The following is a 24,439-nucleotide window of genomic DNA, read 5'->3' as shown; positions in this document are numbered from 1 at the left end:
ACCCCATGGCCATCGACACTCCCGCGAAGACGTCCGGCACCTCCGCAGCAGGCCCCGGACGTGCGAGCTCCCGCTCCGGGCGCCGCCGCTCCCGCCTCTGGGCCAAGGCCGTCGTGGCCTTGCTCCTCGTGATCGAGGTGTATCCGCTGCTGTGGATGTTCTTCACCTCGCTGAAGTCCAACGACGACTACCTGAACAAGTCGACCTGGAGCCTGCCCACTCACTGGGAGTGGAGCAACTACAGCGAGGCGTGGACCACCGGCAATATCGGCCTGTACATCCGCAACAGTCTCCTTGCGGTACTGCCCGCTCTCGCGCTGATTCTGCTGCTCGGCGCCGCCGCCGGATTCGCCCTGCAGATCATGGTGTGGAAGGGCCGCAACCTCACCCTGCTGATCTTCCTCGCGGGAATGATGGTGCCCGCCCAGATGATCCTGCTGCCACTGTTCACGATCTACTTCCAAGCAGGGCTGTCGGGCACCCTGTGGCCGCTCATCCTCACTTACACCGGCACCGGTCTGCCCCTGACGGTGTTCATGATGGCCACCTATTACAAGTCCGTTCCGCGGGAGCTGTTCGAGGCGGCCACCATCGACGGCGCCGGCATCCTGCGTGCCTTCTGGACCATCAGTCTCCCCATGGTGCGCAACGCGATCCTGACCGTCGGCCTGGTGCAGTTCTTCTTCCTCTGGAATGACCTGCTCATCGCGCTGACCTTCACCAACAACCAGGACCTGCGCACCATCCAGGTCGGACTGCTCAACTTCACCGGCGACTTCGGAGCCACCCAGTACGGCCCGCTGTTCGCCGCGATCTGCATCAACGTCTTCGGCACCCTGGTGATCTACCTCTTCCTCAACCAGAAGGTCATGAAGGGCCTCACTTCCGGAGCCGTCAAGGGCTGACCGACGCCCCGCCACCAGCAGCCCACCCCCGCACCCATGGAAGGCCCCCACCTGTGTCCCCTCAGCCTGCCCTGGTCACTTTCGAGCACCTGCACAACGGCCTCGGCATCGGCGTCGATGCACCCCGCCTGTCCTGGACGCTGCCGTCCGGTGCCGTGGCCCAGACCGGCTACGAGATCGAGATCGAACGCGCCGGCGTCACCGAGACCACCGGGCATGTCGCCGACTCCGGCCAGAACTTCGTTCCCTGGCCGTTCCGGCCCCTCACGTCCCGCGAACGGGCCGACGTCCGTGTGCGGGTGTGGACACCGGGCCGCTCCGGACCCTCGGGATGGAGCGCGTCCGCCTCCGTGGAAGCCGGACTTCTCCACCCGTCCGACTGGAGCGCCCTCCCGGTTGCCGCGGCCTGGCCGGAGAACCCGGACACCGACAGGCGGCCCGCCCGGGTGAGACGCGACTTCACACTCCGCCGTCCCGTCACCCGAGCCCGGCTCTACATCACGGCCCACGGCCTCTACGAAGCCGAGATCAACGGCCGCCGCACCGGCGACGACATCCTGTCCCCGGGCTGGACCGTCTACGGCGAGCGCCTGCGCTACTACACCTACGACGTCACCGACCACGTCGTCCAGGGCGCCAACAGGATCGGGGCCTGGCTCGGTGACGGCTGGTACCGCGGCCACATCGGCTTCGACGGCGGCTACCGCAACCTCTACGGCACCGACCAGTCGCTGATCGCGCAACTGGAGGTCCTCCACGACGACGGCTCCACCACCACCGTCGCCACCGACTCCACCTGGCAGGCCGCTCCCAGCCCCATCGTGTTCAGCGGCCTGTACGAGGGAGAGACCTTCGACGCCCGCCTGGACGACGCCGCCTGGTCCATACCCGGCCAGGACACCACCGGCCCCTGGACACCCGTCACCGTGCACCACCGCGATCCCAGCACCTTCACCGCGCCGACAGGACCCGCGGTCCGCTGCACACAGATCCTCCACCCCGCCTCGGTGACCGCCAAGGCCGACGGGCGTCATCTGATCGACTTCGGACAGAACCTGGTGGGCCGGCTGCGGATCACCGTCGACGGGCCGGCGGGCACGACCGTGACCCTGCGCCATGCCGAGATCCTCCAGGACGGCGAACTCGCCACCCGGCCACTGCGCGCGGCCACCGCCACCGACACCGTGATCCTGCCCGGCGGCCTCTTCACCTGGGAACCGCGGTTCACCCTCCACGGCTTCCGGTACGCGGAAGTCACCGGATGGCCGGGCGAACTCGACGAGACGGCCGTCGAAGCCCGGGTCTACCACACCGACATGCGCCGCACCGGCTGGTTCGAGTGCAGCAACCCGCTGGTCAACCGGCTCCACGAGAACGTCGTCTGGAGCATGCGCGGCAACTTCGTCGACATCCCCACCGACTGCCCCCAGCGCGACGAACGCCTCGGCTGGACCGGCGACATCCAGGTCTTCGCCCCCACGGCGAGTTTCCTCTACGACTGCACCGGCATGCTCGACTCCTGGCTGCGCGACGTCGCCGCGGAACAACTCCCCGACGGCACCGTGCCCTGGTACGTGCCTGTCATCCCCGGCGGCCCCCAATGGACTCCCATCCAGCCCGGCGCCGCCTGGGGCGACGTCGCCACGCTCACTCCCTGGGTGCTCTACCGAAGATCCGGGGACCTGAACCTGCTGAGCCGCCACTTCCCGATGGCCCGGGCATGGGTGGACCTCATGGCACGCCTCGCGGGCCCGGACCGGCTGTGGGACAGCGGGTACCAACTGGGGGACTGGCTCGACCCCATCGCTCCGCCTGAGGACCCGGCGGCCTCCCGTACGGACCGCTACCTGGTCGCCACCGGCTACTTCGCCTGGTCCGCCCGCCATCTCGCCCTGTCAGCAGCCGAGTTGGGCGACAACGAGGCCGCCGACCGCTACAGCGGACTCGCCGACGAAGTCGCCAGCGCCTTCCGCGACCGTTACGTCCTGCCCGACGGACGGATGACCAGCGACACCCCCACCGCCTACGCCCTCGCCCTTGTTTTCGGACTGCTGGACGATCCCGAGCAACGCGCCCGCGCGGGAGACCGGCTGGCCGAACTGGTGCTGGAGGACGGCGCGCGGATCGCGACAGGCTTCGTGGGCACCCCCCTGATCTGTGACGCCCTCACCGACAGCGGACACGTCGACGTCGCGTACCGCCTGCTGACCCAGACCGAATGCCCCTCGTGGCTCTACCCGGTCACCATGGGAGCCACCACCATCTGGGAACGCTGGGACGGCCTCCGCCCCGACGGATCCCTCAACCCCGGTGGAATGACATCCTTCAACCACTACGCCCTGGGCGCGGTGGCCGACTGGATGCACCGCGTCGTCGCCGGAATCGAGGCCATGGAGCCCGGCTTCCGAAAGCTGCGGTTCCGCCCGCGCCCGGGCGGCGGCATCACCTGGGCCCGGGCACGCCACGAGACGCCCTACGGCGTCGCCGCCATCTCCTGGGAACAGAACGCGACCGGCATGCTCGTCGAGCTGACCGTCCCCGCCGGCTGCGAAGCCGTCGTCGAACTACCCCGGTGCACACCGGTCGTCCTCGGCGCGGGCGACCACCGCCTGGACACCACCGAACTCGACCAGCTTGCCGCATGAGACTCGGCCCGGGCACTTACCGGGCCCTGCTCGGTCGGCGTCCGAAGCCGCTGCGAGAGGGCTTCAGAGCGGGCCGGGACGCAGGAGCGGCGCCGGGGCGTCCTGACCCGTCCCGGCGCCGCCCTCAACCGTGTCGTCGCAACGAGGGAATCCACCGCATGAGTGATCGCCCCTCCACGAAAGCACGAGACCTGCACCTGCCGCCCGGCACGTTCGCGCGCGCGGTACGGCAGGTCTACACCGGCGACTCCGCTCCGCACGCTCACAGCTTCTTCGAGATCGTTTTCACCTTGCACGGCAGCGGGTTGCTGCACACCTCGCAAGGGGACACCCACCTGCACCGGGGGACTGTGATATTGCTCCCGCCGGGCACCGTGCACACCGCGCGAGGCTGCCAGTCGCTGAACGTCTACCACTGCTGCTTCGCGCCACCCCTGCTCCGGCGTGAGCTGTCCTGGTGCCTCCTCGATCCAAGCCTCAACCGCCTCTTCACGGACCAGCCGGCAGAGCACCCGGTTCACCTGCACAAGTCCGATCTGCAAGGCGCCGTCGCGCACTTGGACGAAGTAGCCCTGCTGCACAACAGGACTGATACGGCCCACGGCTCCGACCTCGTCGCACGGCTGTTGCTGCTGCTCGGCATACTGGCCAGGGCCGCGAACGACACCGCCGAGAGACCGGTCGACCCTCTCACTCATCCCGCGGTGGCCGATGCCCTGCGCATCCTGGACACCCAGACGACGCGTGATTGGACCCTCACGGATCTGGCCGATGTCCTGCGGCTGACCCCGAGTTACCTCTCACGCCTCTTCAAGGACCACACGGGGCTGCCGCCCATGGCCTACCTGGCCCGTCGGCGTGCGGAGCAGGCGGCCGAACTCCTCGCCCGTACCGACGCCACCATCGCGGAGATCGCCGAACACGTCGGGTGGAGTGACCAGAACTACTTCGCACGCCGTTTCAAGGCCCACTTCGGTCTCACACCGTCGGAGTACCGGCAGGGACTCGGCGTCCCCTCCCCGCGGGGTCCGCGTGCCGAGCAGCGTCGACGAAACTGATGTCAATTTCATGCTAGTTCAGGGCAAACCTAGGCTAACTATCCGACTTAGTGTCAATGCATTCTTCCTCGCAGTGAGTCGGCGGCCTGCCGGCCACCCTGCACGCGAAGGAGCCGCAGATGCATCGCCCACGTGGATCAGCCCGCAGACGGGTACCCCTGATACTCCCGGCAGCTGTACTGGCCCTGTGCGGAGGTCTCCTGCAGATGCCGGCCGCGGCAGCGCACGGGGACACACAGGCGTACCCGGCGGAGTGCCCATGGATGAACACCGCCATGAGCGCCGGCCAGCGGGCCCAACTCCTCCTCAAGGCCAGCTCCCTGGACCAGGAGCTGCGGTGGCTGGGAGAACAGCCCGCGAACCAGCCGGCGAACACGACGTTCAGCGGAGTGACCTACCCCGCCCAGCTTCCCTGCACCCCGAAGGTGACCTACACCGACGGCCCGGACACGGTACGCGGCTCGACCGGAGTCACCGGGTTCCCTGCCCAGATCGGGCTGGCGGCCAGCTGGAACACCAACCTTGCCTACGACAAGGGCAAGGCCCAGGGCGATGAGGCGTTCCGCAAGGGCAAGAATGTCGTCCTCGGCCCGGGTGTCTCCAGCGGGCGCACGCCGTTGGCCGGCCGCACCCCCGAATACCTGGGCGAGGACTCCCTGCTGGGCGGCACGCTCGCCGCTGCCCAGACCAACGGGTTGCAGAAGGGGAATCCGGACCGGCCCACCATGGCGGTCCTCAAGCACTACATCGGCAACGAGCAGGAACTCGACCGGCAGACGAGCTCCTCGAACGTCGACGAACGCACGCTGCGGGAGGTGTACGACCTCCCCTTCGAGGTCGCCATCGACGGCAGCTCTCCGGGTGGCGTCATGTGCTCCTACAACCAGATCAACGGCACCTACGCATGTGAGAACCCGTTGCTGACCGGCAACCTCAAGAAGCAGCTCGGCTTCGACGGTTACGTGGTCTCCGACTTCGGCGCGGTCCACTCCACCACGCCCTCCCTCAAGGCGGGCCTCGACCAGGAACTCAACCGGCCCCTCTACTACACGCCCGACAAGCTCAAGGCCGCCCTGAGCGCCGGCCAGATCACCCGCAAGCAGATCGACGAAGCGGCCTACCGGGTGGTGAAGGCCTACATCAAGAACGGCCTCTTCGACCACCCGCTGCCGACCACCCCCGAGGACAACGTGTCCACGGCGGCTCACAAGCAGGTCGCACAACAGATCGCGACCGAAGGCTCGGTCCTGCTGAAGAACGACGGCAATGTCCTGCCACTGTCGTCGAAGGCCAAGACGATCGCCGTCATCGGCCAAACGGCATCCAACACCCCGACCAACGGCGTCAGCGCCGCCACGGTCTGCGGAATGTCCGGATTCGGCGCAGGCTCCTGCACCACACCGCCGGTGGCGCCACTGGACGCCATCACGGCCCGCGCCGCGAAGACCGGGGCGAGCGTCATCTACGACAACGGCTCCGACCCGGCCGCGGCCGCGGCGACTGCCGCCAAGGCCGACGTCGCCATCGTCTTCGGCTACAGCAAGATGGGCGAGGGCTCCGACCGCACGAACCTGAACCTGGACGGCAACGGCGACGCCCTGATCTCGGCGGTCGGCGGCGCCAACCACAACACGATCGCGGTCCTGGAGACGGGCACCGCCGCGCTGATGCCGTGGCAGAAGGACGTCAAGGGCATCCTCGAGGCCTGGTACCCCGGAGAACAGCAGGGCACCGCGATCGCGCGACTGCTGTGGGGCGACGACAACCCCTCCGGCCGGCTCCCGATGACCTTCCCCAAGTCTCTCGCGGACCTGCCCACGCAGAGCAGCGCGCAGTACCCGGGCGTCTTCGCCGACGGCAGCACCACCCGGCCGGCCGGGGACACCAGCATCCGGCAGGTGAACTACACCGAGGGCCTCGCGGTCGGCTACAAGTGGTACGAAGAGAACGACATCGCGCCGCTGTACGCGTTCGGCTACGGCCTGTCGTACACGTCCTTCTCCTACCGCGACCTGAGCGTGCAGGCCACGAAGCAGGGGATCGAGGTCAGCTACGAGGTCACCAACACCGGCCGACGTGCCGGCACCGACACCGGCCAGGTCTACGTGACGCTTCCCAAGGCCGCAGGTGAGCCGGGCAAACGACTGGCCGCGTTCCAGGAGGTCGAGTTGCGCCCGGGACAGCACAAGAAGGTCAAGGTCACCATCGCCCGCAGCGCGTCCGACCACCCGCTGTCGATCTGGAACTCCCACAAGGATGCCTGGACCACCCCCTCGGGCACCTACACCCTCGAAGCCGGCTCATCCTCGGCCGACCTGCCCCTGAAGAAGACCACCACACTTCGATAGCCGCCTCCGGCCCGTGGATCTGAACGGTCTCAGATCCACGGGTGCCGGCGTCGGGACCGACTCGTTGACCAGCACGAAGGACCGGCTATGACGGGATCCACGGAGAGAAAGCGACCGTTGGCTGGGTCGTACTCGCGGGCACCCGCGCACGAGTCTGGTGCTGGCGTGTGCGGCCGTGCTCAAGAAGCCCTTGCGCACTCGGGCTCTACCGTGCACTGGCCAGCACACCAACCGAACAAGCCCCCCAACGGAGCTGGCTCCAGCGGCTTGGCGGCCGTAGGAGATCCGGCGCCAGCCGGCCGTCATGCGCCTAACCTACCGGGCCGGGCTCTGCCCCCCGGCCCGGTCCGGATCGGCTGGGAGGCGCCCTTCACTCACTTCCCGAAGCGGCGCGCCCGGTCTCGTTCCCCCGCCTCGGGACGGAGCCGGCCCCGTCCCGAGGAGGAGGGCGCTGTCTTCCGCGTCGGCTGCACCCTGCCTCTTCTGCCGCGCAGCCCTCACCTGCGCCGTTCCCGTGGGAGTCGTCGTGGCTACCGCTGAGGCGCCGGTGAGCCGATCCGGCCAGGTCGCGAAGGACATCCCCATCGATGCCTGGCGGCGATCCGCACACTGACGTTCGGCGCCTTCCTCGTCCGCGGTCTCGGCTTTACCTACCCGTTCCGTACGGTCATCCGCACCGGCACTACCGGGTATGTGTACGGCGTGTCCGTGCGGACCGCGAGTGCGGCCGTGTAGGTCCCGGCCACGTCCACCGCCCTCACGCCCGCGTCCAGCCGGACGGCGATCGTCAGTTGCTGGCCTGGGGCGAGCTTGTGAGTGACGGGTTTGGCGGAGAGCCAGCGGACGTCGGTTGCCGGGACACAGCTGTGAGGCCCGGCAACTTCTCGACGTTCCTACGGGCGTCGTAGACGCTCGGCGCACCGCCGACCCGGTAGAACCCGCAGGCGCCGCCGGCCCGGTAGAGGGGCGTGGCGGCGGCGGGCAGGGCTGTCCAGGTGCGGGCGGCCGGGTCGTAGGCGTAGCCCACGCTGGTGACGGCGGAGAGAAGATCGCTGACCCCGCCGGAGAGGAGGAAGCGGCCGTCGGCGGTGGTGGCGGCCGAGGCCCACAGGTCGGTGGGCAGGTCGGTGATCGGGGTCCAGGCGGCGGTGGCCGGGTCGTACGCGTAGCCGTGCCGCGTGCCCTCGATCGCGGTGGTGCCGCCGGCGCAGTACAGTGTGCTCGCGACGGCGCCGCAGCCGAGCCAGGAGATGGCTTCGGGGTAGGGGGTGGTGGCGGCCCAGGTGTCGGTGGCCGGGTCGTAGACCCGCATGGCGGTGGTGCCGCTGCAGTAGCCCGATCCGCAGCCGCCGACCAGGTACCACTTGCCGTCGAGCGTGGCGGAGGCCGATGCGGCGTACCCGGCGGGTGCCGGGGCGGCGGTGGACCAGGTGTGGTGCTGCGGGTCGTAGACGTCGGTGGTGGTCACGGTGGTGCCGTCCGCCGTCCAGCCGCCGGTGATGTACAACTTGCCGTTCAGGAAAGCGGACTGGGGTGCCTCGCGGGGGGTGGCGGGACCGCCGGGGATCGCCGTCCAAGCGGCGATGACGGGATCGTAGACGTAGCCGCCGGACAGGATGGAGGTGCCGTCGGTGCCGCCGACCGAGTAGACGCGGCCGTCCGGGCCGGTGGCGACGGCGTTGTCCATCACGGGGGTGGGGTAGTCGGTGACCGATGTCCAGGCCGAGGTGGCGGAGGTCACATCCGTGGATGTCTTCGTGGCCGTGGATTTCGCCTTCGTCAGCCGGTCGGGGCTGTAGTCGCCGGGGACGTACTGCGGGGCTGTGGCGTCGGCGGTCGTCGCTGTCGGGATGTCCCCGGACCGCTCGGTGAGGCTGACGGCGAGCGGGGCCGAGCCGGTGTTGCGCAGGGTGACCTGGGCGGTGGCGGTCCTCCCCTTGCGTACGGTCTTGTCGACCGCCGCCGGGCTGATCGTCAGCCGTCCGGCGCGCAGCACCGCGTCGAGGCGGGTGGCGTGGTTGGCTTTGAAGGTCACTTTCTTCGTTGTCGTGGTGTAGTGCTCGGCGCTCACCGCGACCTGCTGACGGCCTGTCCGCGGCACGAAGCGTACGTATGTACCGTCGCCCGCCGTGGTCACTGTGGCGCCGGCCTTGCCGCTCACCGTCGCACCGCTCACCTGTCGGCCTGTGTTGCCGTCCGTGACCGTCCCGTAGAGCAACGCGCCCGGTACCGGCGCGCAGGTCATGCCGCCGAAGGCGACGTCGTCGACCTGCCAGTAGTAGGCGTTGTCGCCGGTGTAGCGGAACCGCGCCCGGACGGCGGACTGCCCGGCTGCGGCCGGGAGGGCGACGCTCTGGGTTCCCGGGCCGGCGGAGACGGTGTCGCGGTGCCAGACCGTGGACCAGGTCGTGCCGCCGTCGACGCTGAGGTCGACGTCGGCCTTGGAGGCGTCGGAGAACTTCCTGTAGAAGGTGTCGAAGCGGATCGCGGGCGTGTCCTGACCGGTCAGATCGAGGACCGGGGAGACCAGGGAGGTGCGCTGGCCGTCTGCGAAGTAGGCGCTGTCGGCGATGGCGAAGCCGCCCGAGCCGCCGGTGAGGTTGCCCCGCCCGCCCGGGTCGTCGAAGCGCCAGGTGTGGCCGCTGCCGGTGACGTTCCAGCCGTCAGGCGCTCCCGTGCCGTCGAAGGTCTCGGTGCCCTCGCTGAAAGACTGCCGGTAGCCGGGCGCCACACAGGTGGCGGCGTCGACCGAAACGTCGAAGTCCTTGCGGCCGGCCTTGGCGCCCACCGTCAGTTCGGCCGTGGTGACTTGGTAGCCGGCGTAGACCGGGTCCACCTGGAGGGTGTAGGTGCTGTTGGCGGGCAGTGTGAGGGTGTAGCGGCCGGTCGCCGGGTCGGTGTACGTCCGGGTGGACGGCTCGTCGGTGACCTGGATGCCCGCGGAGAGCGGCCAGCCGTGTCCGGAGCCGTCCCGTATCTGCCCGCTGACGGTGACGAGGGGCTGGGTGGTGAGGGTGAAGTCCCGGGTTGCGCTTGCGCCGTCGCCGACTTCGACGGCTGTCGGCCCGGTGCTGCCGTAGCCGAACTTCGCGGCCGTCACGTCGTATGTTCCCGCTGGGAGTGTCATGTCGTAGGTGCCGTCGGCGCCGGTCGTCGTGGCGTTCGCGCCGGCCGTGATCCGCGCCCCGGCGACCGGGTCGCCGGTGTTGGGGTCGGTGACCTTGCCGGTCAGCGTGCCGTACGGGCCGGTGGTGAAGGCGGCGGTGCCGTTCGGGGTGCCGAGGCCGGTGGGTCCGTCCCAGCCGGAGCCCGCGGTGCACAGGTCGGCGCTGGCGCAGGTGCCGTTGGTGCCGGAGGTCACGTCGTTCAGAGCGCCGTTCGGCGGGTCGTAGGGGGCGCCGGTGCGGGCGTACGGGTAGGCGTTGGGGTAGGTCTTCGCGCCCGGTGTTCCGGCGAGCGCGTAGGTGGCGGCGATGATGGGGGCGGACGCGCTGGTGCCGCCGTAGACGCCCCAGCCGCGGTCCTCGTACGTGTTGTAGACGCTGACCCCGGTCGCCGGGTCGGCGACGGCCGACACGTCCGCGACGGCACGGCCGGCGCAGCCCCGGTCGGTCTGGAAGGACGGTTTGGGGTAGTAGGCCGAGCAGCCGCTGCCCGCTCCGGTCCACGCGGACTCGGTCCAGCCCCGGGGCGTTCCGCTGTCCCGGCTCAGCGAGGTCCCGCCGACCGCCGTGACGTACGGCAGCGAGGCCGGGTAGCTGGTGCCGTAGCCGAGGTCACCGGTGCTGAAGGTGATTGCCACGCCCGGGTGCCTGTAGTAGGCGTCGCCGGGCAGGTCGCCGATCGCGCTCTCGCTCCCGCCCCAGCTGTTGGAGACGTACGTGGCGCCGAGCGCGACTGCCGTGTTCTCGGTCTCGCCGAGGTTGTCGATGGACGGGTCGTCCGCCTCGACCAGCAGGATGTGGCAGAGCGGGCAGGCGGCGCTGACCATGTCGAGGTCGAGGGCTATCTCGCCGGCCCAGCCCGCGTCGGGCTGGGGGTAGTCGGTGCCGCCGCGCTGGTCGCTCTTGCGGAAACAGCCGTTGGCGGTGGTGCAGGGCGCCAGGCCGAACTGGGGGCGGTAGACGGCCAGGTCGGCCTCGGCGTTCGGGTTGTCGAAGGCGTCGACGATGGCCACCGTGACCCCGGACCCGGCCGCGTCGGACGGCAGGTCGTAGGCGCTCTGGAGGTCGGCGGGGCCCAACCCGGCGGGGGCCAGCAGGGGTTGGAGGCCTTTACCGGTCTGCAGGACATCGTCGCGGGCGACCGCGAAGCAGGCCATCTCGTTGGGCTTGTCGGGTCTTGCGCAGAGGGGATGTGTCGGCACGGGCGAGGCGGTGTCGGCGGCGGCTTTGGTGATGGTCGCTTTGGTGGTGGCGGTGGCGGTCTGGGGGAGTGCCCAGGCCAGTGTCATCAGGAGGACGAACAGGGCGGTTAACGCCGTCTGCCGGTTATGGAACAGTCCTACCTTGATCAACCGGGTCCTCTCAGACCTTCGTGGGTAGAAGAAGGCGATCAAGCGGAGAATAGGCCATGGACATGTCAAGTGTGTGAAATTGTGCGCTCCTGTTTGATCGATTGACCGATGGGGGCGTCGTCGGGTGCCCGGCCGGCCCTCACGGAGTGAGCGCGAAGCTGTCGGCGAAGAGCGCGGCAGCGTGATGCCCGACGGCGGCATCGGGCGTGAGCAGCGCCGGGCCCACCGGCCGGACGGCCACGTAGAGCTGGTCCGGCTGCGGCGGCGGGTGATCGCTGTGGACGGCAAGTGCCTGTGCGGCGCGAGGCGCCCGGACGGTAGCCAGGCCTTCGCCCTGTCCGCCGTCCGGCACGCCGACGGTGTCACTCTCGCCTCCCGCGAGATCGGCGCGAAGGCCAACGAAATCCCCGAGTGCGCACAACTCCTCGACCAGATCGACGATGCGAATCTCACGGAGGTGGTCGTGACCGCCGATGCCCTGCACGGCCACCGCGACCACGCTGCCTACCTGCGCTGACGCGGCGCTCACTACCTGCTGACCATCAAGAACTACCAGCGCGGCCAGGCTCTTCGATTCCACGTACTGCTCTGGAGGAAGATCCCCGTGTTCGACCGCGACGACGCCTTGGGCCACGGCCGTCACGAACCGGGGCTCGTGCAGTGGGGCGGAAAATGGTCCAGTGAGACCGTCTACGTCATCACCGACCTGCCCGCCGAGGAAGCGTTGCCCGGGTGGCCGGCACCCGGGCTGCTTCATGTGTGGCGGGGGGTCAGCCGTTAGGTCCCGCCGGGGTCGTGGTGGTTTTGAAGCCCTCGGTCTTGTTGGCCTGAATGGCGAAGTCGTTGGTGAACGTCTTGCTGAGGTCCACTGAACCCTTCACGTTGCCGACCAGCTTCTCCGTCGCCAGAGAGGTCTTCGGACCGCCGGCCGGCATGATGCCGTCCGGGAGGAACTGGCCCTTGTCCTCGGTCAGGGCCTGGACGTAGTCGGCCTTGGTCACCAGCTGGTTTGACACGAACGACGCCGGCAGCTTGTTCGCGATGTCCGCCGCGCTGTGGGTGTTGATCCAGTGCATGGTGGCGACGAGCGCGTCGACGACCTTCTGCGTCGCGTCCTTGTGCGAGTTCACCCAGTCGGTGCGGGCGAGCACGCTCGCGGCGGGATAGGCGCCGCCCATCGCCGCCGTAGCGCCCTGTGTGGTGGCGAGGTCGATCGCGGAGGCGCCGACGCCCTTCTTCTGGATCGCGGCGACCGTCGGCTGCGTCGTCATGACACAGTCGACCTTGCCCTTCTGTAGCGCGGCGATGGCCGTGGAGCCCGCGCCGACCGCGATCCGGTGGAACTGGCTGGTCTTGACGTTCTGCTTGGCGGCCAGGAACTGGGTGAGCGTGTCGGTGCCCGACCCCAGGTCGGTGACGCCGAGAGTCTTTCCCTTGAAATCGGCACCCGAGGTGACACCCGACTTCTTGGTGCACATCTCGCGCTCACCGGGCGCACCGGACAGCTGGACGACGTCCTCGACGGCCTTGCCCTTGGCCTGGAACTCGATGGTGTGGTTGTACCAGGCGCCCGCCATGTCCACCTGCCCCGAGGCCATGGCTTCCTCGGCGCCGACACCGCCGTCCTGCTCGGTGCTCAGCTGGACGTTGACGCCGTACTTCTTGTAGAAGCCGAGGTTCTGCGCGAGTTGGTAGGGCAGGTAGATCTGCTTGTCGAGGCCGCCCACCATGATCTTCACGGTCGGCGTGGAGCCTGAGCCGCTGCTGGCGGTGGTGCTGCTGGAACTGCCGGAGCAGGCGCTGACCGTACCGAGGACGAGGACGGTGAGGACGGACGCGGCGACGGCGACGGGTCGTCTGGACATGGCTGGCCACATTCCTTTTCTGAGGTGGAACAGGGGAGGGGAGGGAAAGCGAGGAGGGTGAGCGACGGGGGTCAGAGGGCGTTCGATGCCTCGGAGGGGGCAGGCGGGCGCCAGGACAGCAGCCGGTGTTCGAGCTTGCCGATCAGCCACTCGGCGCCGAGCACGATGACGGAGATGACGAGCATCGTCGCGAACACGCCGTTGGGGTCGAAGTTGTTCTGAGCGGTCTTGATGACCAGGCCCAGCCCGCTCTGGGCGCCGAGCACCTCGCCGACCAGCGCGCCGACGATGGCGAAGCCGAAGGCGCTGTGCAGGCTGGCGATGATCCAGGTGAGCGCGGAGGGCACGATGACGTGCCGGATGATCTGCATCTGCGAGGCGCCGAGCACCTTGGCGTTGGCAAGGATGTTGCGGTCGACCTCACGGACGCCCTGGAAGGCGTTGAAGAAGACGATGAAGAACACCAGTACCGCGGCGAGCAGGATCTTCGGCAGTACGCCGATGCCGAACGCGACGATGAAGATCGAGCCGAGGACGATCCGCGGGATCGCGTTGACCATCTTGATGTAGGGGCCGAGTACGTCGGCGAGGAAGCGGCTCTGGCCGAGCGCGACACCGAAGACCACTCCGGTGACGGACCCGAGGGCGAAGCCGACGAGCGCCTCCTGGATCGTCGTCCAGATGTTGGCGTAGAAGGATCCGAACTCGGTGCCGTGCTGGAAGAGGTCGACCAGCCGCTTGGCGATGCCGGAGGGCTGTCCGAAGAAGAAGGGGTCGACGATGCCCCAGGTGGTGAATGCCTGCCAGCCGCCGATGACGAAGATTGCGAGGCCGATGCGGCCGGCCCACACCAGGGCGATGCGGCGCCGGACGGCGCGCTTGGCGGCGGCCGCGGCCGTGACCTGTGCGCTGCCCTTGGCCGGAGCGGGGGAGAGGGCGGACGTCGTGCTGCTCATGGCTTACCTCCTGCGGTGCGTGCGTAGGCGCGCTCCACCTCCTCGCGCAGCGACTCCCAGATCTGGTGCTGGAGTTCGATGAAGCGGGGCTGGAAACGGATCTCCTGGACCGAGCCGCGGGGGCGCGGCAGGTCGATGTCGAAGACCGCCTTGACCGACCCGGGGCCGGAGGTCATGACGACGACCCGGTCCGCGAGCGCGACGGCCTCGTCGAGGTCGTGGGTGATGAAGATGACCGACGGCCGGATCTGCTCCCACAAGCCGAGCAGTTCGGTCGACATGATCGCCTTGGTCTGTACGTCCAGGGCGCCGAAGGGCTCGTCCATGATCAGGATGCGAGGTTCGTTGATCAGCGCCGCGGCCATCGCCACGCGTTTGCGCATGCCGCCGGAGAGCTGGTGCGGGTAGCGGTCCTCGAAGCCGGTCAGGCCTACCCGGCGCAGCCAGTCGCGCGCCGAAGCCTGTGCCTTCTGCTTGGGCACACCGCGGAAGACGGGGCCCATCAGCACGTTGCCCAGGACGGTTTTCCAGGGCAGCAGCGCGTCGGCCTGGAACATGAAGCTGACGCCGTCGGTGACACCGTCCACCTCACGGCCGCCGACCCTGACCGAGCCCTCGCTGGGCCGGTCGAGTCCGGACACCAGGCTCAGCGTCGTCGACTTGCCGCAGCCGGTCGGGCCCACCACCGCGCAGAACTGGCCGGGCTCCACGGTGAACGAAACGTCCTGCAGCGCCGTGAACACCTCACCCGCAGGCGTCAGAAATCGTTTGGTGAGTCCGGAAATCTCCACTCGCGCGCTGTCCTGGCCGACCTTGTCGGCGACCGGGCTCACCGCTGCATCGTGTCGCGAAGCCATCTTGGGCTGTCTCCTTCCTGACCTCGGAGGTCGAGGAAGGCAGACGCTAGGGCGCACCGAGTGTTACGTCGCTGTTTCAGCCGTATCTCGCGTTAGCCGTGTTAACCGGGGTTTTGCGCGTTCTGCTCAGCCGACCAGGGGTGGGCAGAATGGGCGTGGCGGGAGCACAATCACGCCACCACGGGTACGGCGAAGGGGCCGCGCCCGGTAGTCGTACGACAGGCAAGAGACACCCGTGACCTCCATCCGTATCCCGATCGGCCGCAGCGGGAAGGGGCGGCTCTCCGCGCGGATCCTGGCCAATCAGCTGTTCATTCTGGCGCTGACCGGGCTGATCGGTTTCGTGCTGTTCGCTTTCGCGCAGCGCGACGAGATCGACCGTGCCTACGAGCAGCGGGCACTGGACATCGCCCGGACCACGGCCGCCGACCCCCAGATCCAGCGTGCCATGGAGTACGGCGGCGGTGGCGACGTGGTGCAGACCGTGGCCCAGCGCATCCGCAGGGCGTCGGGCGCGTCGTATGTGGTCGTGCTCGACCTGCACGGTATCCGTCACTCCCACCCGGACCCGGCACTGATCGGCGAACCGACGGGCGATCAGGTCGTGGTGCTGGACGGCAAGGCGCACGTCGGCACCGACCAGGGCGCGACCGGGCGTTCCGCAAACGGCAAGGCACCGCTGTACGGGCCCAGCGGCGCGCTGGTCGGCGAGGTGTCCGCGGGCATCCCCGAGCACTACGTGCTGGGTGAACTGTGGCGCGAACTGCCCACCTTCGGCCTGTACAGCGCCATCGCCGTCGCGCTCGGCTCGGCGGCCGCGTTCCTGCTGGCCAGGCGCCTCAAGCGGACCACATTCGGGCTGGAACTGGAGGAGATCGCCGGCCTGCTGCAGGACCGGGAGGCGATGCTGCACGGCATCCGCGAGGGCGTCATCGCCTTCGACCCGGATGGCAGGATCACGGTGGTCAACGACGAGGCCCGCAACCTGCTCGGCCTGGGCACCGCGCTCGGCAGCACGCTGGAGGAGGTGCTGCCGGACGGGCGGCTGCGCCGCGCCCTGGACGGAACCCTGGAGGGCGGCGACATCAGCGTGCTCACCGACGACCACTGCCTGGCCGTCAACCGGATGCCGGTGGCCCTGCACGGCCGAGAACTGGGCGCCGTGGTCACCGTGCGCGATCGCACCGAGCTGATCGGGCTGCTGCGCGAACTGGACTCGGTGCGCGGGCTCACCGACGCGTTGCGCGCCCAGCAGCACGAGTTCACCAACCGCATGCACACCGTCGCCGGGCTGCTGGACATCGGTGACCACGAAGCCGCCTACGAGTTCGCCGTAGAGACGGCCGGCGCCGAGCAGGCGCTGACCGAATCCGTACGCGAACGGATCGGCAACCCGCTGCTCGTGGGACTGATCGTGGCCAAGACCACGGTGGCCGCGGAACGCGGGGTGCGAATCGTCCTCAGCGACGACTCCGCCCTCAGTGCGGACCCGCCGCACCTGCGCCGGCTGCTGACCATCGTCGGCAACCTGCTGGACAACGCGATCGACGCGTCCGCGACCGGCCCGGCCCGGCCGGGCGGTCCCGAAGTGCGCCTGTCGCTGATCGAGGCCGTCGACGTGGTGCGGGTCCAGGTGGCCGACACCGGTCCGGGCATCCAGGCGGGCACCGCCGAGTCGATCTTCGAGGACGGCTGGTCGACCCGTCCGGAACGGGGCACCGCCCGACGCGGCCTGGGTCTGGCCCTCGTCCACCGGCTGGTGCAGCGGCACGGCGGCACGATCACGGTCAGCGAGGGGCCGGGTGCGGTCTTCACCATGACGTTGCCGGTGCCCGACACCGCCCCCGACCGACAGACGGCCTTGTTCACTACGGCTCCGCCGGTGGCGGCCGGTACGGAGGGAGGCGGTCGATGGTGATCCGGACTCTGGTGGTGGAAGACGACTTCCGAGTGAGCCGCATCCACTGTGACTACGTGTCCCGCGTCAGGGACTTCGAGGTGGTCGGCCAGACGGCGACCGTGGCCGACGCGCTGACCGCGGTGCGTACCTTCCACCCGGACCTGCTGCTGCTCGACATCTTCCTGCCGGACGGCAGCGGACTCGACGTGCTACGGCAGCTCAGTGGGGACGAGGGCGGCGACCGTCCCGACGCCATCATGATCACCGCCGACCGGGACATCACCTCGGTGCGGGTCGCGATGAAGCTCGGCGCCGTCGGATACCTGGTCAAACCCTTCGGTGCGCCCGATCTCGCCGAGCGCCTCACCGCCTACCGCGAGCTCCAGCACCGTATGGACGCCCTCGGAACGGTCCCCGAAACCGACCAGGCCGACGTGGACGCCCTCTTCAGCGCCGCCCGGCCGCCCGCCGTGCCCCGCATCCCGGCCAAAGGCCACTCCGCTCCCACCCTCACGCTGCTGCACCAAGCCCTGCGCAACGCTCACGGCCCCGTCTCGGCGGCCGAGGCGGCCGAGCTCACCGGCGTGTCCCGCGCCACCGCCCAGCGGTACCTCTCCTACCTGGTCAAGGAGGGCATGGTCCGCCTCGAACTCCGCTACGGCGCCACCGGCCGCCCCGAGCACCGCTACCGCATCGCCCACTGACCGGGCGGTGTGGTTCAGGACTGCCCCTGTGTCTCGTTCTGCTACTGGGGATCATCTGTGGGGGGCTGATGAATCCCCATGGTGCTCGGTCGCTGACGCGAGGTCCGGCATCCTGGGCGCGCCGGCGTAGAGGGGTTCGGTGCGGAACATGCCGGTTGCGACGTAACGGCTCTGGCGGCCACTGAAGCGGCGTCTTGGCGAGCCGGGCCGGCGCACGGCAGGGCCCGGCTCTTGAGCGGGCGTGATTCCAGGATTTTCGGGACGTTCTCGGCGCGCCAACTCGACTTCAGCGGAGGGGTGTTGGCCTGCCCGCTCACCAATCCGCACCCATGGCTTGACACTTTCCAGGCATGCTCGCGTCAAAATGTTGGGCAAGAGGGGTCAAGCGAGGCAAAGAAATCTACTCGCATAGACCCGGCGGTGCTGTCATGCACACAACCGCCCGGACTCCTCCACCGGGCCAACCGTCGGGAACCCCCTCATGCCCCGAATACAGCGTTCCGCCTGTGCGGCCATGACCACCTTCGCCCTCACCGCCGCCGGTCTCCTCTTCAGCACCGGCAGCGCCCACGCCCTGACCTGCAGCCAGGCATACCTGCCGCTGCCCGACCCCACCTGCCAGCCCGGCGTCTACAACCCGGACGTGACCCAGTCCACCATCGACACCACGATCTGCGTGTCCGGCTGGACCGCGACCGTCCGCCCCTCCAGCTCGTACACCACCGCGCTGAAGAAGGTGCAGATCGTCCAGTACGGCTACGCCGACACCAGCACCTCCTCCTACGAGGAGGACCACTTCATCCCCCTCGAACTCGGCGGCGACCCCACGAGCGCGCAGAACCTCTGGCCCGAGCCCTATGCCGGAACGAAGACCGCGGGCAACAAGGACACAGTCGAGACCAAACTCAAGAAGGCGGTGTGTGCGGGCACCATCACCCTGTCCCAGGCCCGCACCCACATCAAGTCCGACTGGACCACAGCCCTCGCCGACCTCGGCCTGAGCTGACAGCAGCACATCGCACCTCGGCCTCCGTCGCCCGCACCGGCGGAGCCACCGGACCGCTCTCGGGCAGCCGTGGGGTATCAACGTGGCAACCTCGTGCAAGCGGCGGCCGCCCATTCCTCGGGTAGCCAAGGGACCGTGCCAATCGAACTCGAGCCCTATGGCGCCGGATTGCTGATCCGGCCGCGGCTCGTCAGTCAATCGCAGGAGCGGCAAGGCCCGGCGCCCCGAAGCCGGACCTTGCCGGAGCCTCACCGCTCGTGGGCCAACCCGCCCTGCGCAGGACGAAGAAACTCGCCGGCCACAGCGACCAGCTGTTCACCGACGACGCCGTCACCCTCATCCACACGAGCTCGCGCGGATTCCCCCGCGCAGTCAACAACCCTCTGAGTAACGGGCCGAGCCGCACTCCTGGCGCTACCCGAAGATGAGGTCGACGTCCTTGTCCACGCAGATCCGCAGGACGGTGACCAACTGGCTGATGTCTTCGATGTGCCCTTGGAGGGCAGGGCCGATGTCGTCGGGGTGATGTCGGTCGAGAATCGCTTTCAGCGTGGGCAGCATCGCCGTGCATTGAGCAGGTGTGAGGTCGGGGCCGTCGTCGTCTGGATGGTGGAGTAGTGGCAGCAGCGCGGTGGATACGCCGGCCCACTGGCGGTCTCCGCCGAAGCCGTCCATCTCGGCGAGCGTGAACCCTTCCGCCTGGGCCAACCAGGTCCTGAACATGTTGAAGCCGGTGTAGGACCAGGAGACGTCTGGGCTCGCCACGTCGTCGTCACCTGGGAAGAGCATCAGTCCCATGTCGTCACCCTCACTTGCCAGGTGCCCAGGATCAGCCGTGGGGAGGGGCATCGGCAATTGAAATGATCGCCGGATGGTTGGTGTGGACACGGTGGCGGAGCTGTTTTGGATGACCCCGTTCACGGGGCTGAGCCTGTGCACCTTGGGCAAGTTGGGGACTCGGCCGCGTAGGGAGGGAGCCGACGTGTCGGGTCATCGGCCCGTCAGTTCGGTGATCCTTTTGCGCCGGTGCAGGACGGTAGTGCGGTGACAGTGCAGTTGCTCTGCGGCTTGTATGGTCGAGCCGCCGGTGGCGAACCAGCTGTCCAAGGTGCCCAACAAGGCTGCTTGTCCTGCCTCGGGGAGGCCGAGCAGCGGCCCGAAGGCGGTACGGGCGACCTCGATTGCGGCGTGAGAGGCCGCAGGGCTGCTCGTCCAGTGGGCGGCACAAGCCTTCGACGCCGTTCGGGCCGATGCCGAGGCGGTTGCCCGGACTGCGCTGGCGGAGGCGAGCGACGCGGTCCTCGGGCCGGTGCCGAGCCGTTGGCGACGTCTTCACAAGCGTGTAAAACCCCACGCCGCCTGCTGGGTTTCTGTATGAGACTCACCGTATGGTGCGAGCATGAGGCGCACATCCTTTGCACACTGGCCCTGCTCGATCGCCCGCACCATGGATCTGCTCGGCGACTGGTGGACGCCGCTGGTGCTGCGGGAGGCCTTCTACGGGATCAAGCGGTTCGAAGCGTTCCAGGCGTCGCTGGGCATTGCGCGCAATACGCTGACGGACCGCTTGCGGCGGCTCGTTGACGACGGGCTGCTCGAGAAGCAGCCGTACCAGACCGAGCCGGTGCGCCACGACTACGTCCTCACCGAGAAAGGTCGCGACTTCTACGGCGTGCTGCTGGTGATGAACCGGTGGGGGGATCGCTGGCTGTCCGGTGAGGCGGGTCCGCCCGTGACGAACTACCACGAGGTCTGCGGCCAGGAGAGTCACGCAGAGGTGGTGTGCGCGGCCTGCGGCGAACCGATGACCGCCGAGAACACCCATCCGAGAATGGGGCCGGGGTATCCACCCCGCCTGGCCGAGCGACCGGACGTCAAGGAGCGTTTCGCCGGCTGATCGAGGGGCCCGCCAATGCGCCGTACATGCTTGACAAGTGAGTCTATCTACACAACTTTGGAGGTCAGGACTGGTTGCGAGCCTGTCCTACCGATGAGGAGGCCGGCGTGGAGTGGACGGGCGCGTGCTACGCGGACAAGCCGACGGTGGAGGTGCCGATCTGGATCGCTGCCCCGCCGGAATGCGTCTGGGAGCTGGTGTCCGACATCGAACTGATGCCGCGCCTGAGTTCCGAGTTGCAGTCGGTGGAGTGGCTCGACGGACAGGCGGGGCCCGGGCTGGGGGCCCGCTTCGTGGGGCGGAGCAAGCACGATGCGTTCGGCGAGTGGGCCACCACGTCCCACATCGTCGAGTACGAACCCCCGAGGGTGTTCGCGTGGGCGGTGCAGGATCCACAGTTCCCGTCAGCGATCTGGCGGTTCACGCTGGAGCCGCAAGACGGTGGCACGCTGCTGCGGCAGTGGATGCAGATGGGGCCGGGCCGCTCGGGTCTGTCTGTCGCCATCGACCGGATGCCGGAGAAGGAGCAGAAGATCGTCTTCGTGCGCATGCGCGAGTTCGAGAGCAACATCGGGATCACCCTCGAGGCGATCAAGAAGCTGGCAGAAGAGCCCGGAAAGGCGCGTGTGTGATGCGTACGTCGACCACCGTCGAGGCGTCCGCGAACTGGCCGGAGACGGTCGACTTCGTCGTGGAGGCGGAGAAGCTGGGCATGGACATCTGCTGGGTCGCGGAGGCATGGGGAGCGGAGGCGCTGTCGCCCCTGGGCTACCTCGCCGCCAAGACCGAACGCATACTGCTCGGTTCCGCAATCATTCAGCTGGCCACCCGCACACCGATGGCCATCGCCCGGGCCGCGATCACCCTGTCCAACCTCTCTGAGGGACGCTTCCGGCTGGGGCTGGGCCCGTCCGGGCCCCAGGTGATCGAGGGCCTGCATGGCGTGCCGTTCGCCCGGCCGCTGTCCCGGATGCGCGAGACGGTCGAAATCGTGCGGGAGGCTTTCACGGGCGAGAAGATCTCGTACTCCGGGCGGGAGTTCCAGATTCCGCTACCAGGCGGGCAGGCAAAGCCCATGCGGCTGTCGATGCGTGCGGAACATGACATCCCGATCTACCTGGCGACCCTCTCGCCGAAGATGCTCCACCTGACCGGGGAGATCGCCGACGGCTGGCTCGGCACCAGTTTCGTTCCCGAGGGCGCCAAGGAGGCGTACTTCGACCACCTGGACGCAGGTCTCGCCGCGGCCGGCCGCAGCCGCGCCGACTTCGACATCTGCCAGGGTGCCGAGGTGGCTTTCGCCGAGGACGAGGACGCCCTGGGCACGATGGTGGCCGGCCGCAAGAAGGAACTGGCGTTCAGCCTCGGCGGAATGGGCACCGAGAAGACGAACTTCTACAACAACGCCTATAGCCGTCAGGGTTGGGCCGAGGTCGCGGCCGAGGTCCGACAGCGCTGGCAGGCCGGGGATCGCGACGGCGCGGCCGGCCTGGTCACCGACGACATGGTGCTGGCCACCACGCTGATCGGCACCGAGGACATGGTGCGGGACCGGCTGAGAGTGTGGCGCGACGCCGGAGTCGACGTCGTCCGCTTTTACCCCGCCGGCGAGACCCTGGACGCCCGGCTCAGCACCCTCGGCAGGGCCATCGACCTGGTCCGTGAAGTAGACGACGAAGCGGCCCGGTCGCAGCCCGCGGTTCCGCGTTGAGCCGAGCGTAAGTTCCGTGCAGCCCACAGACGGACGGGACGGAACGAGACTGACGTGGCCCTGCGGAATCCTCCGTCCGCAGGGCCACAGCGCTGTTCACGTGCTGCTGTGGCCGGTGCGCGAGGGAGGGCGGAACCGGTACGCGACCGGTCCCCGACGTTCATGCGGATCATTGCGAGCTCCGTCGCGCACGACTTCCTTGCGGATGCGGAACGAAGGTCCGTCTTCGAAGGGAGCTTGCCCCGAGCAGGAATGGCGCCAGGGCGAACGCTGCTTCGCAGGAGGTGGCGGTCCTGTCGTATCTGGTGGCGATGCCGCGGAAGCCCTTGAGGCGGTCGAAGCAGCGCTCAACTACGTTGCGTCGGCGGTAGATGTGGTGGTCGAGTGCCTGTGGCCGTCCGCAACGATGGCCGCGGTCGTGCCGGTGTCGCTGCTGGTCCTTCTTCTCCGGGATGGTGCGGGTGATGCCGCGTTTGCGTAGGCAGGCGCGGAAGCCGCGGGAGTTGTAGGCCTTGTCGGTTACGACCTGGACGGGTCGGCAGCGGGGGCGGCCGAGGTCAGCGCTTGGGACTCGGATCCGTTCCAGGAGGGGGCGTACGCAGATGTTGTCGTGGCAGTGGCCGGGGGTCAGCAGGATGGCGACGGGCCGTCCACGTCCGTCGCAGGCGAGGTGGCCGTGCCCCCGTAAGCCGAGCTTCCGCAACACCCCGTAAGCGCCATCCTCAGGCCGTGCTCGCCCTCGCGCGCCGCCGCGTCGAGTCCTTTGGGCCCTCCTCCGTGATGGACGGTGCTACCCCGGACCGCCCCCGCCGTATTCACTCGCCGCAGGACGCCCCGGTGCCGAACCCTGATCCGCTGATAACCCAGTCGCCGGGCTGCAATGCTGGCGGCAGTATCAGGCAGGACGACACGGGGGGAAGAAATATCGATGATCACCGTCACCCAGGGAGGGAAGGTCACCTCGACCTGCGTGGCCTGCGGTGGCGTGCTGGTCCGCGATCTCGGTCAGTTCATCGAACGGGGCCAGCTGTGCTGGGGCATTGAAGGGCGATGCCAAGCCTGTCCCAACGCGTGGTGCGAGACGGGCGCAGGCCCCGCACCCCAAGAGATCAGGCAGGCACTGCTGGCCGAGCACGGGGCGACTCGGCTTCGCCTGGCGACCGAGGAAGTCAGTCTCGTTCCCGTGTTGCGCGCTCTGCGCGAGATGCACCGCTTGTCGCTGGGCGGAGCCCGGCTGATGGCCGCCGAGCTCAGCGGAGCCGGCGTGGTCGGCACGTCCGTGGAAATGGCGCACCTGGCGGATGGACTTCGCAAGCGGTCCGTGGCCACGACTCTCGTTCCGTCGCCCGCCTGACCGCCCACGAAGCTGCTCGGACGAATTGGCAGACGGCGTGAGGAGTCGATGCCAGTAGACATCGATGACCCGGCTACCGACTAGACACCAGCAGCCCGACCACGCTGCCACCGGTCCAACTGGGTCTGTGTGATGGTGAATCCGCCCTGACCGACCGCGGCAATGAGGGCTCGTACGAGGGCGGAGAGGTTCGTCCGAGGCATGGTCAGCTCCTGTGGTCACGGTTGCCGGTGGCGATGACGGTGTAGACGGGGGCTGCCCTTCCCAGAGCGCTCGCCCACGCCTCGCTCTGCGCGGAAAGGCCGGCGGCCGGCCGCGACCGCCAGGAGCAGCGCGGACAGGTGGAGGCTGTCGCACCCCCAGGTGGGAGAGGGTTGATGGTCATGGGCAGTTCCGATCCCGATCGGATTCCTGCCGGGCGACCCGGCAGGGCAGGCCCGGGCTTCCGGGAGGCCGGAGGCGATACACGCCGGTGTGGGCACGCCACTCGGTGAAGACCGCTCGCCGCAGGCCTACGCGCGCCGACCACCGCGCCGAAAAGCCGCCATGTCCATGCGGATGAAACACCCTGCCCGCAGCACAGCTGACGATCAACGAACGCCTCATCATCGCCTCGACCGAATCAGCGGGACATGGGTCGGCCGGGGGCATCCGGCCGGCGCACGGATTCTTATGGGGCCGTGGCTCTTGATCGGCCACTTTTCTCTCCGGTGGCTT

17 protein-coding genes and 2 pseudogenes are annotated in these 24,439 nt (G+C 68.7%); 12 read left to right on the top strand and 7 right to left on the bottom strand.

Annotated features, from left to right (window positions below; genetic code table 11):
- The first annotated feature begins 5 nt into the window (after positions 1-5).
- The 4 genes from ACIRB1_RS34050 to ACIRB1_RS34035 all read left to right on the top strand — a co-directional run bounded on the left by ACIRB1_RS34050 (position 6) and on the right by ACIRB1_RS34035 (position 6,956).
- Positions 6-905: a carbohydrate ABC transporter permease gene (locus ACIRB1_RS34050; RefSeq protein WP_403468118.1), complete on the top strand. Its 900-nt coding sequence runs from the start codon at positions 6-8 to the stop codon at positions 903-905.
- 53 nt (positions 906-958) lie between these two features.
- Positions 959-3,550, top strand: a complete 2,592-nt coding sequence (locus tag ACIRB1_RS34045) for a family 78 glycoside hydrolase catalytic domain (RefSeq protein ID WP_403468117.1) — start codon at positions 959-961, stop codon at positions 3,548-3,550.
- A gap of 158 nt (positions 3,551-3,708) precedes the next feature.
- Complete coding sequence (locus ACIRB1_RS34040; RefSeq protein WP_403468116.1) at positions 3,709-4,608, top strand: AraC family transcriptional regulator; 900 nt, start codon at positions 3,709-3,711, stop codon at positions 4,606-4,608.
- Positions 4,609-4,871: 263 nt separating this feature from the next.
- Complete coding sequence (locus tag ACIRB1_RS34035) at positions 4,872-6,956, top strand: beta-glucosidase (RefSeq protein WP_403468115.1); 2,085 nt, start codon at positions 4,872-4,874, stop codon at positions 6,954-6,956.
- A gap of 787 nt (positions 6,957-7,743) precedes the next feature.
- Here ACIRB1_RS34035 and ACIRB1_RS34030 read toward each other — a convergent pair.
- Positions 7,744-11,472, bottom strand: coding sequence for a carboxypeptidase regulatory-like domain-containing protein (locus ACIRB1_RS34030; RefSeq protein ID WP_403468114.1), 3,729 nt, complete (start codon positions 11,470-11,472; stop codon positions 7,744-7,746).
- A gap of 181 nt (positions 11,473-11,653) precedes the next feature.
- Between ACIRB1_RS34030 and ACIRB1_RS34025 the strand changes: the two are divergent.
- Positions 11,654-12,196: pseudogene (locus tag ACIRB1_RS34025) on the top strand (transposase); the annotation flags it as partial.
- 46 nt (positions 12,197-12,242) lie between these two features.
- On the opposite strand, the gene ACIRB1_RS34020 reads toward ACIRB1_RS34025, so the two are convergent.
- From ACIRB1_RS34020 to ACIRB1_RS34010, 3 genes are all read right to left on the bottom strand, one after another.
- Complete coding sequence (locus tag ACIRB1_RS34020; protein WP_403468113.1) at positions 12,243-13,337, bottom strand: ABC transporter substrate-binding protein; 1,095 nt, start codon at positions 13,335-13,337, stop codon at positions 12,243-12,245.
- A 71-nt stretch (positions 13,338-13,408) separates the two neighbouring features.
- Positions 13,409-14,293 (bottom strand): ABC transporter permease, encoded by an 885-nt coding sequence (locus tag ACIRB1_RS34015; protein WP_352182965.1) that lies wholly within the window; start codon positions 14,291-14,293, stop codon positions 13,409-13,411.
- A complete protein-coding gene (locus tag ACIRB1_RS34010) occupies positions 14,290-15,150 on the bottom strand; it encodes an ABC transporter ATP-binding protein (RefSeq protein WP_403468112.1) in 861 nt (286 codons plus the stop codon). Before ACIRB1_RS34010 ends, ACIRB1_RS34015 begins: the two co-directional genes overlap by 4 nt.
- Before the next feature lie 235 nt (positions 15,151-15,385).
- Here ACIRB1_RS34010 and ACIRB1_RS34005 point away from each other — a divergent pair, with 235 nt between their 5' ends.
- From ACIRB1_RS34005 to ACIRB1_RS33995, 3 genes are all read left to right on the top strand, one after another.
- Complete coding sequence (locus ACIRB1_RS34005) at positions 15,386-17,068, top strand: ATP-binding protein (RefSeq protein WP_403468111.1); 1,683 nt, start codon at positions 15,386-15,388, stop codon at positions 17,066-17,068.
- Positions 17,062-17,754, top strand: coding sequence for a response regulator (locus ACIRB1_RS34000; RefSeq protein ID WP_403468110.1), 693 nt, complete (start codon positions 17,062-17,064; stop codon positions 17,752-17,754). The genes ACIRB1_RS34005 and ACIRB1_RS34000 overlap by 7 nt, the downstream gene beginning before the upstream one ends.
- Positions 17,755-18,268: 514 nt before the next feature.
- Entirely contained in the window at positions 18,269-18,760 is a 492-nt protein-coding gene (locus ACIRB1_RS33995; protein ID WP_403468109.1) for a hypothetical protein, read from the top strand.
- A 414-nt stretch (positions 18,761-19,174) separates the two neighbouring features.
- Here ACIRB1_RS33995 and ACIRB1_RS33990 read toward each other — a convergent pair whose 3' ends face one another.
- Positions 19,175-19,558 carry a hypothetical protein gene (locus ACIRB1_RS33990; RefSeq protein ID WP_403468108.1) on the bottom strand — a complete coding sequence of 128 codons (384 nt, stop codon included), beginning with the start codon at positions 19,556-19,558 and terminating at the stop codon, positions 19,175-19,177.
- Positions 19,559-19,750: 192 nt separating this feature from the next.
- Positions 19,751-19,867: a helix-turn-helix domain-containing protein gene (locus ACIRB1_RS33985; RefSeq protein ID WP_403468194.1), complete on the bottom strand. Its 117-nt coding sequence runs from the start codon at positions 19,865-19,867 to the stop codon at positions 19,751-19,753.
- A gap of 292 nt (positions 19,868-20,159) precedes the next feature.
- Here ACIRB1_RS33985 and ACIRB1_RS33980 point away from each other — a divergent pair, with 292 nt between their 5' ends.
- From ACIRB1_RS33980 to ACIRB1_RS33970, 3 genes are all read left to right on the top strand, one after another.
- Entirely contained in the window at positions 20,160-20,657 is a 498-nt protein-coding gene (locus ACIRB1_RS33980) for a winged helix-turn-helix transcriptional regulator (protein WP_403468107.1), read from the top strand.
- Positions 20,658-20,764: 107 nt separating this feature from the next.
- Positions 20,765-21,289 (top strand): SRPBCC family protein, encoded by a 525-nt coding sequence (locus ACIRB1_RS33975; protein WP_352182973.1) that lies wholly within the window; start codon positions 20,765-20,767, stop codon positions 21,287-21,289.
- Complete coding sequence (locus tag ACIRB1_RS33970) at positions 21,289-22,368, top strand: LLM class flavin-dependent oxidoreductase (protein WP_403468106.1); 1,080 nt, start codon at positions 21,289-21,291, stop codon at positions 22,366-22,368. Before ACIRB1_RS33975 ends, ACIRB1_RS33970 begins: the two co-directional genes overlap by 1 nt.
- 169 nt (positions 22,369-22,537) lie before the next feature.
- Here the strand turns inward: ACIRB1_RS33970 and ACIRB1_RS33965 are convergent.
- A pseudogene (locus ACIRB1_RS33965) lies at positions 22,538-23,086 on the bottom strand (IS5 family transposase); the annotation flags it as partial.
- A 210-nt stretch (positions 23,087-23,296) separates the two neighbouring features.
- Here ACIRB1_RS33965 and ACIRB1_RS33960 point away from each other — a divergent pair.
- Positions 23,297-23,722 (top strand): hypothetical protein, encoded by a 426-nt coding sequence (locus tag ACIRB1_RS33960; RefSeq protein WP_403468105.1) that lies wholly within the window; start codon positions 23,297-23,299, stop codon positions 23,720-23,722.
- Positions 23,723-24,439 lie beyond the last annotated feature (717 nt).

The organism is Streptomyces sp. NPDC096013 (genome assembly GCF_044763565.1).
GTDB lineage: Bacteria > Actinomycetota > Actinomycetes > Streptomycetales > Streptomycetaceae > Streptomyces.
Note: the sequence above shows the minus strand (reverse complement) of the source record. Positions and strands in the feature narration are given on the sequence as shown.

What these genes read in the sequence shown, in the direction of transcription:
- ACIRB1_RS33980 (WP_403468107.1), top strand. Translation starts at nt 20,160, where the DNA reads ATGAGGCGCACATCCTTTGCACACTGGCCCTGCTCGATCGCCCGCACC.
- ACIRB1_RS34020 (WP_403468113.1), bottom strand. Translation starts at nt 13,337, where the DNA reads ATGTCCAGACGACCCGTCGCCGTCGCCGCGTCCGTCCTCACCGTCCTC.
- ACIRB1_RS34050 (WP_403468118.1), top strand. Translation starts at nt 6, where the DNA reads ATGGCCATCGACACTCCCGCGAAGACGTCCGGCACCTCCGCAGCAGGC.
- ACIRB1_RS34010 (WP_403468112.1), bottom strand. Translation starts at nt 15,150, where the DNA reads ATGGCTTCGCGACACGATGCAGCGGTGAGCCCGGTCGCCGACAAGGTC.
- ACIRB1_RS34000 (WP_403468110.1), top strand. Translation starts at nt 17,062, where the DNA reads ATGGTGATCCGGACTCTGGTGGTGGAAGACGACTTCCGAGTGAGCCGC.
- ACIRB1_RS34015 (WP_352182965.1), bottom strand. Translation starts at nt 14,293, where the DNA reads ATGAGCAGCACGACGTCCGCCCTCTCCCCCGCTCCGGCCAAGGGCAGC.
- ACIRB1_RS34035 (WP_403468115.1), top strand. Translation starts at nt 4,872, where the DNA reads ATGAACACCGCCATGAGCGCCGGCCAGCGGGCCCAACTCCTCCTCAAG.
- ACIRB1_RS33990 (WP_403468108.1), bottom strand. Translation starts at nt 19,558, where the DNA reads ATGGGACTGATGCTCTTCCCAGGTGACGACGACGTGGCGAGCCCAGAC.
- ACIRB1_RS34040 (WP_403468116.1), top strand. Translation starts at nt 3,709, where the DNA reads ATGAGTGATCGCCCCTCCACGAAAGCACGAGACCTGCACCTGCCGCCC.
- ACIRB1_RS33995 (WP_403468109.1), top strand. Translation starts at nt 18,269, where the DNA reads ATGACCACCTTCGCCCTCACCGCCGCCGGTCTCCTCTTCAGCACCGGC.
- ACIRB1_RS33970 (WP_403468106.1), top strand. Translation starts at nt 21,289, where the DNA reads ATGCGTACGTCGACCACCGTCGAGGCGTCCGCGAACTGGCCGGAGACG.
- ACIRB1_RS33960 (WP_403468105.1), top strand. Translation starts at nt 23,297, where the DNA reads ATGATCACCGTCACCCAGGGAGGGAAGGTCACCTCGACCTGCGTGGCC.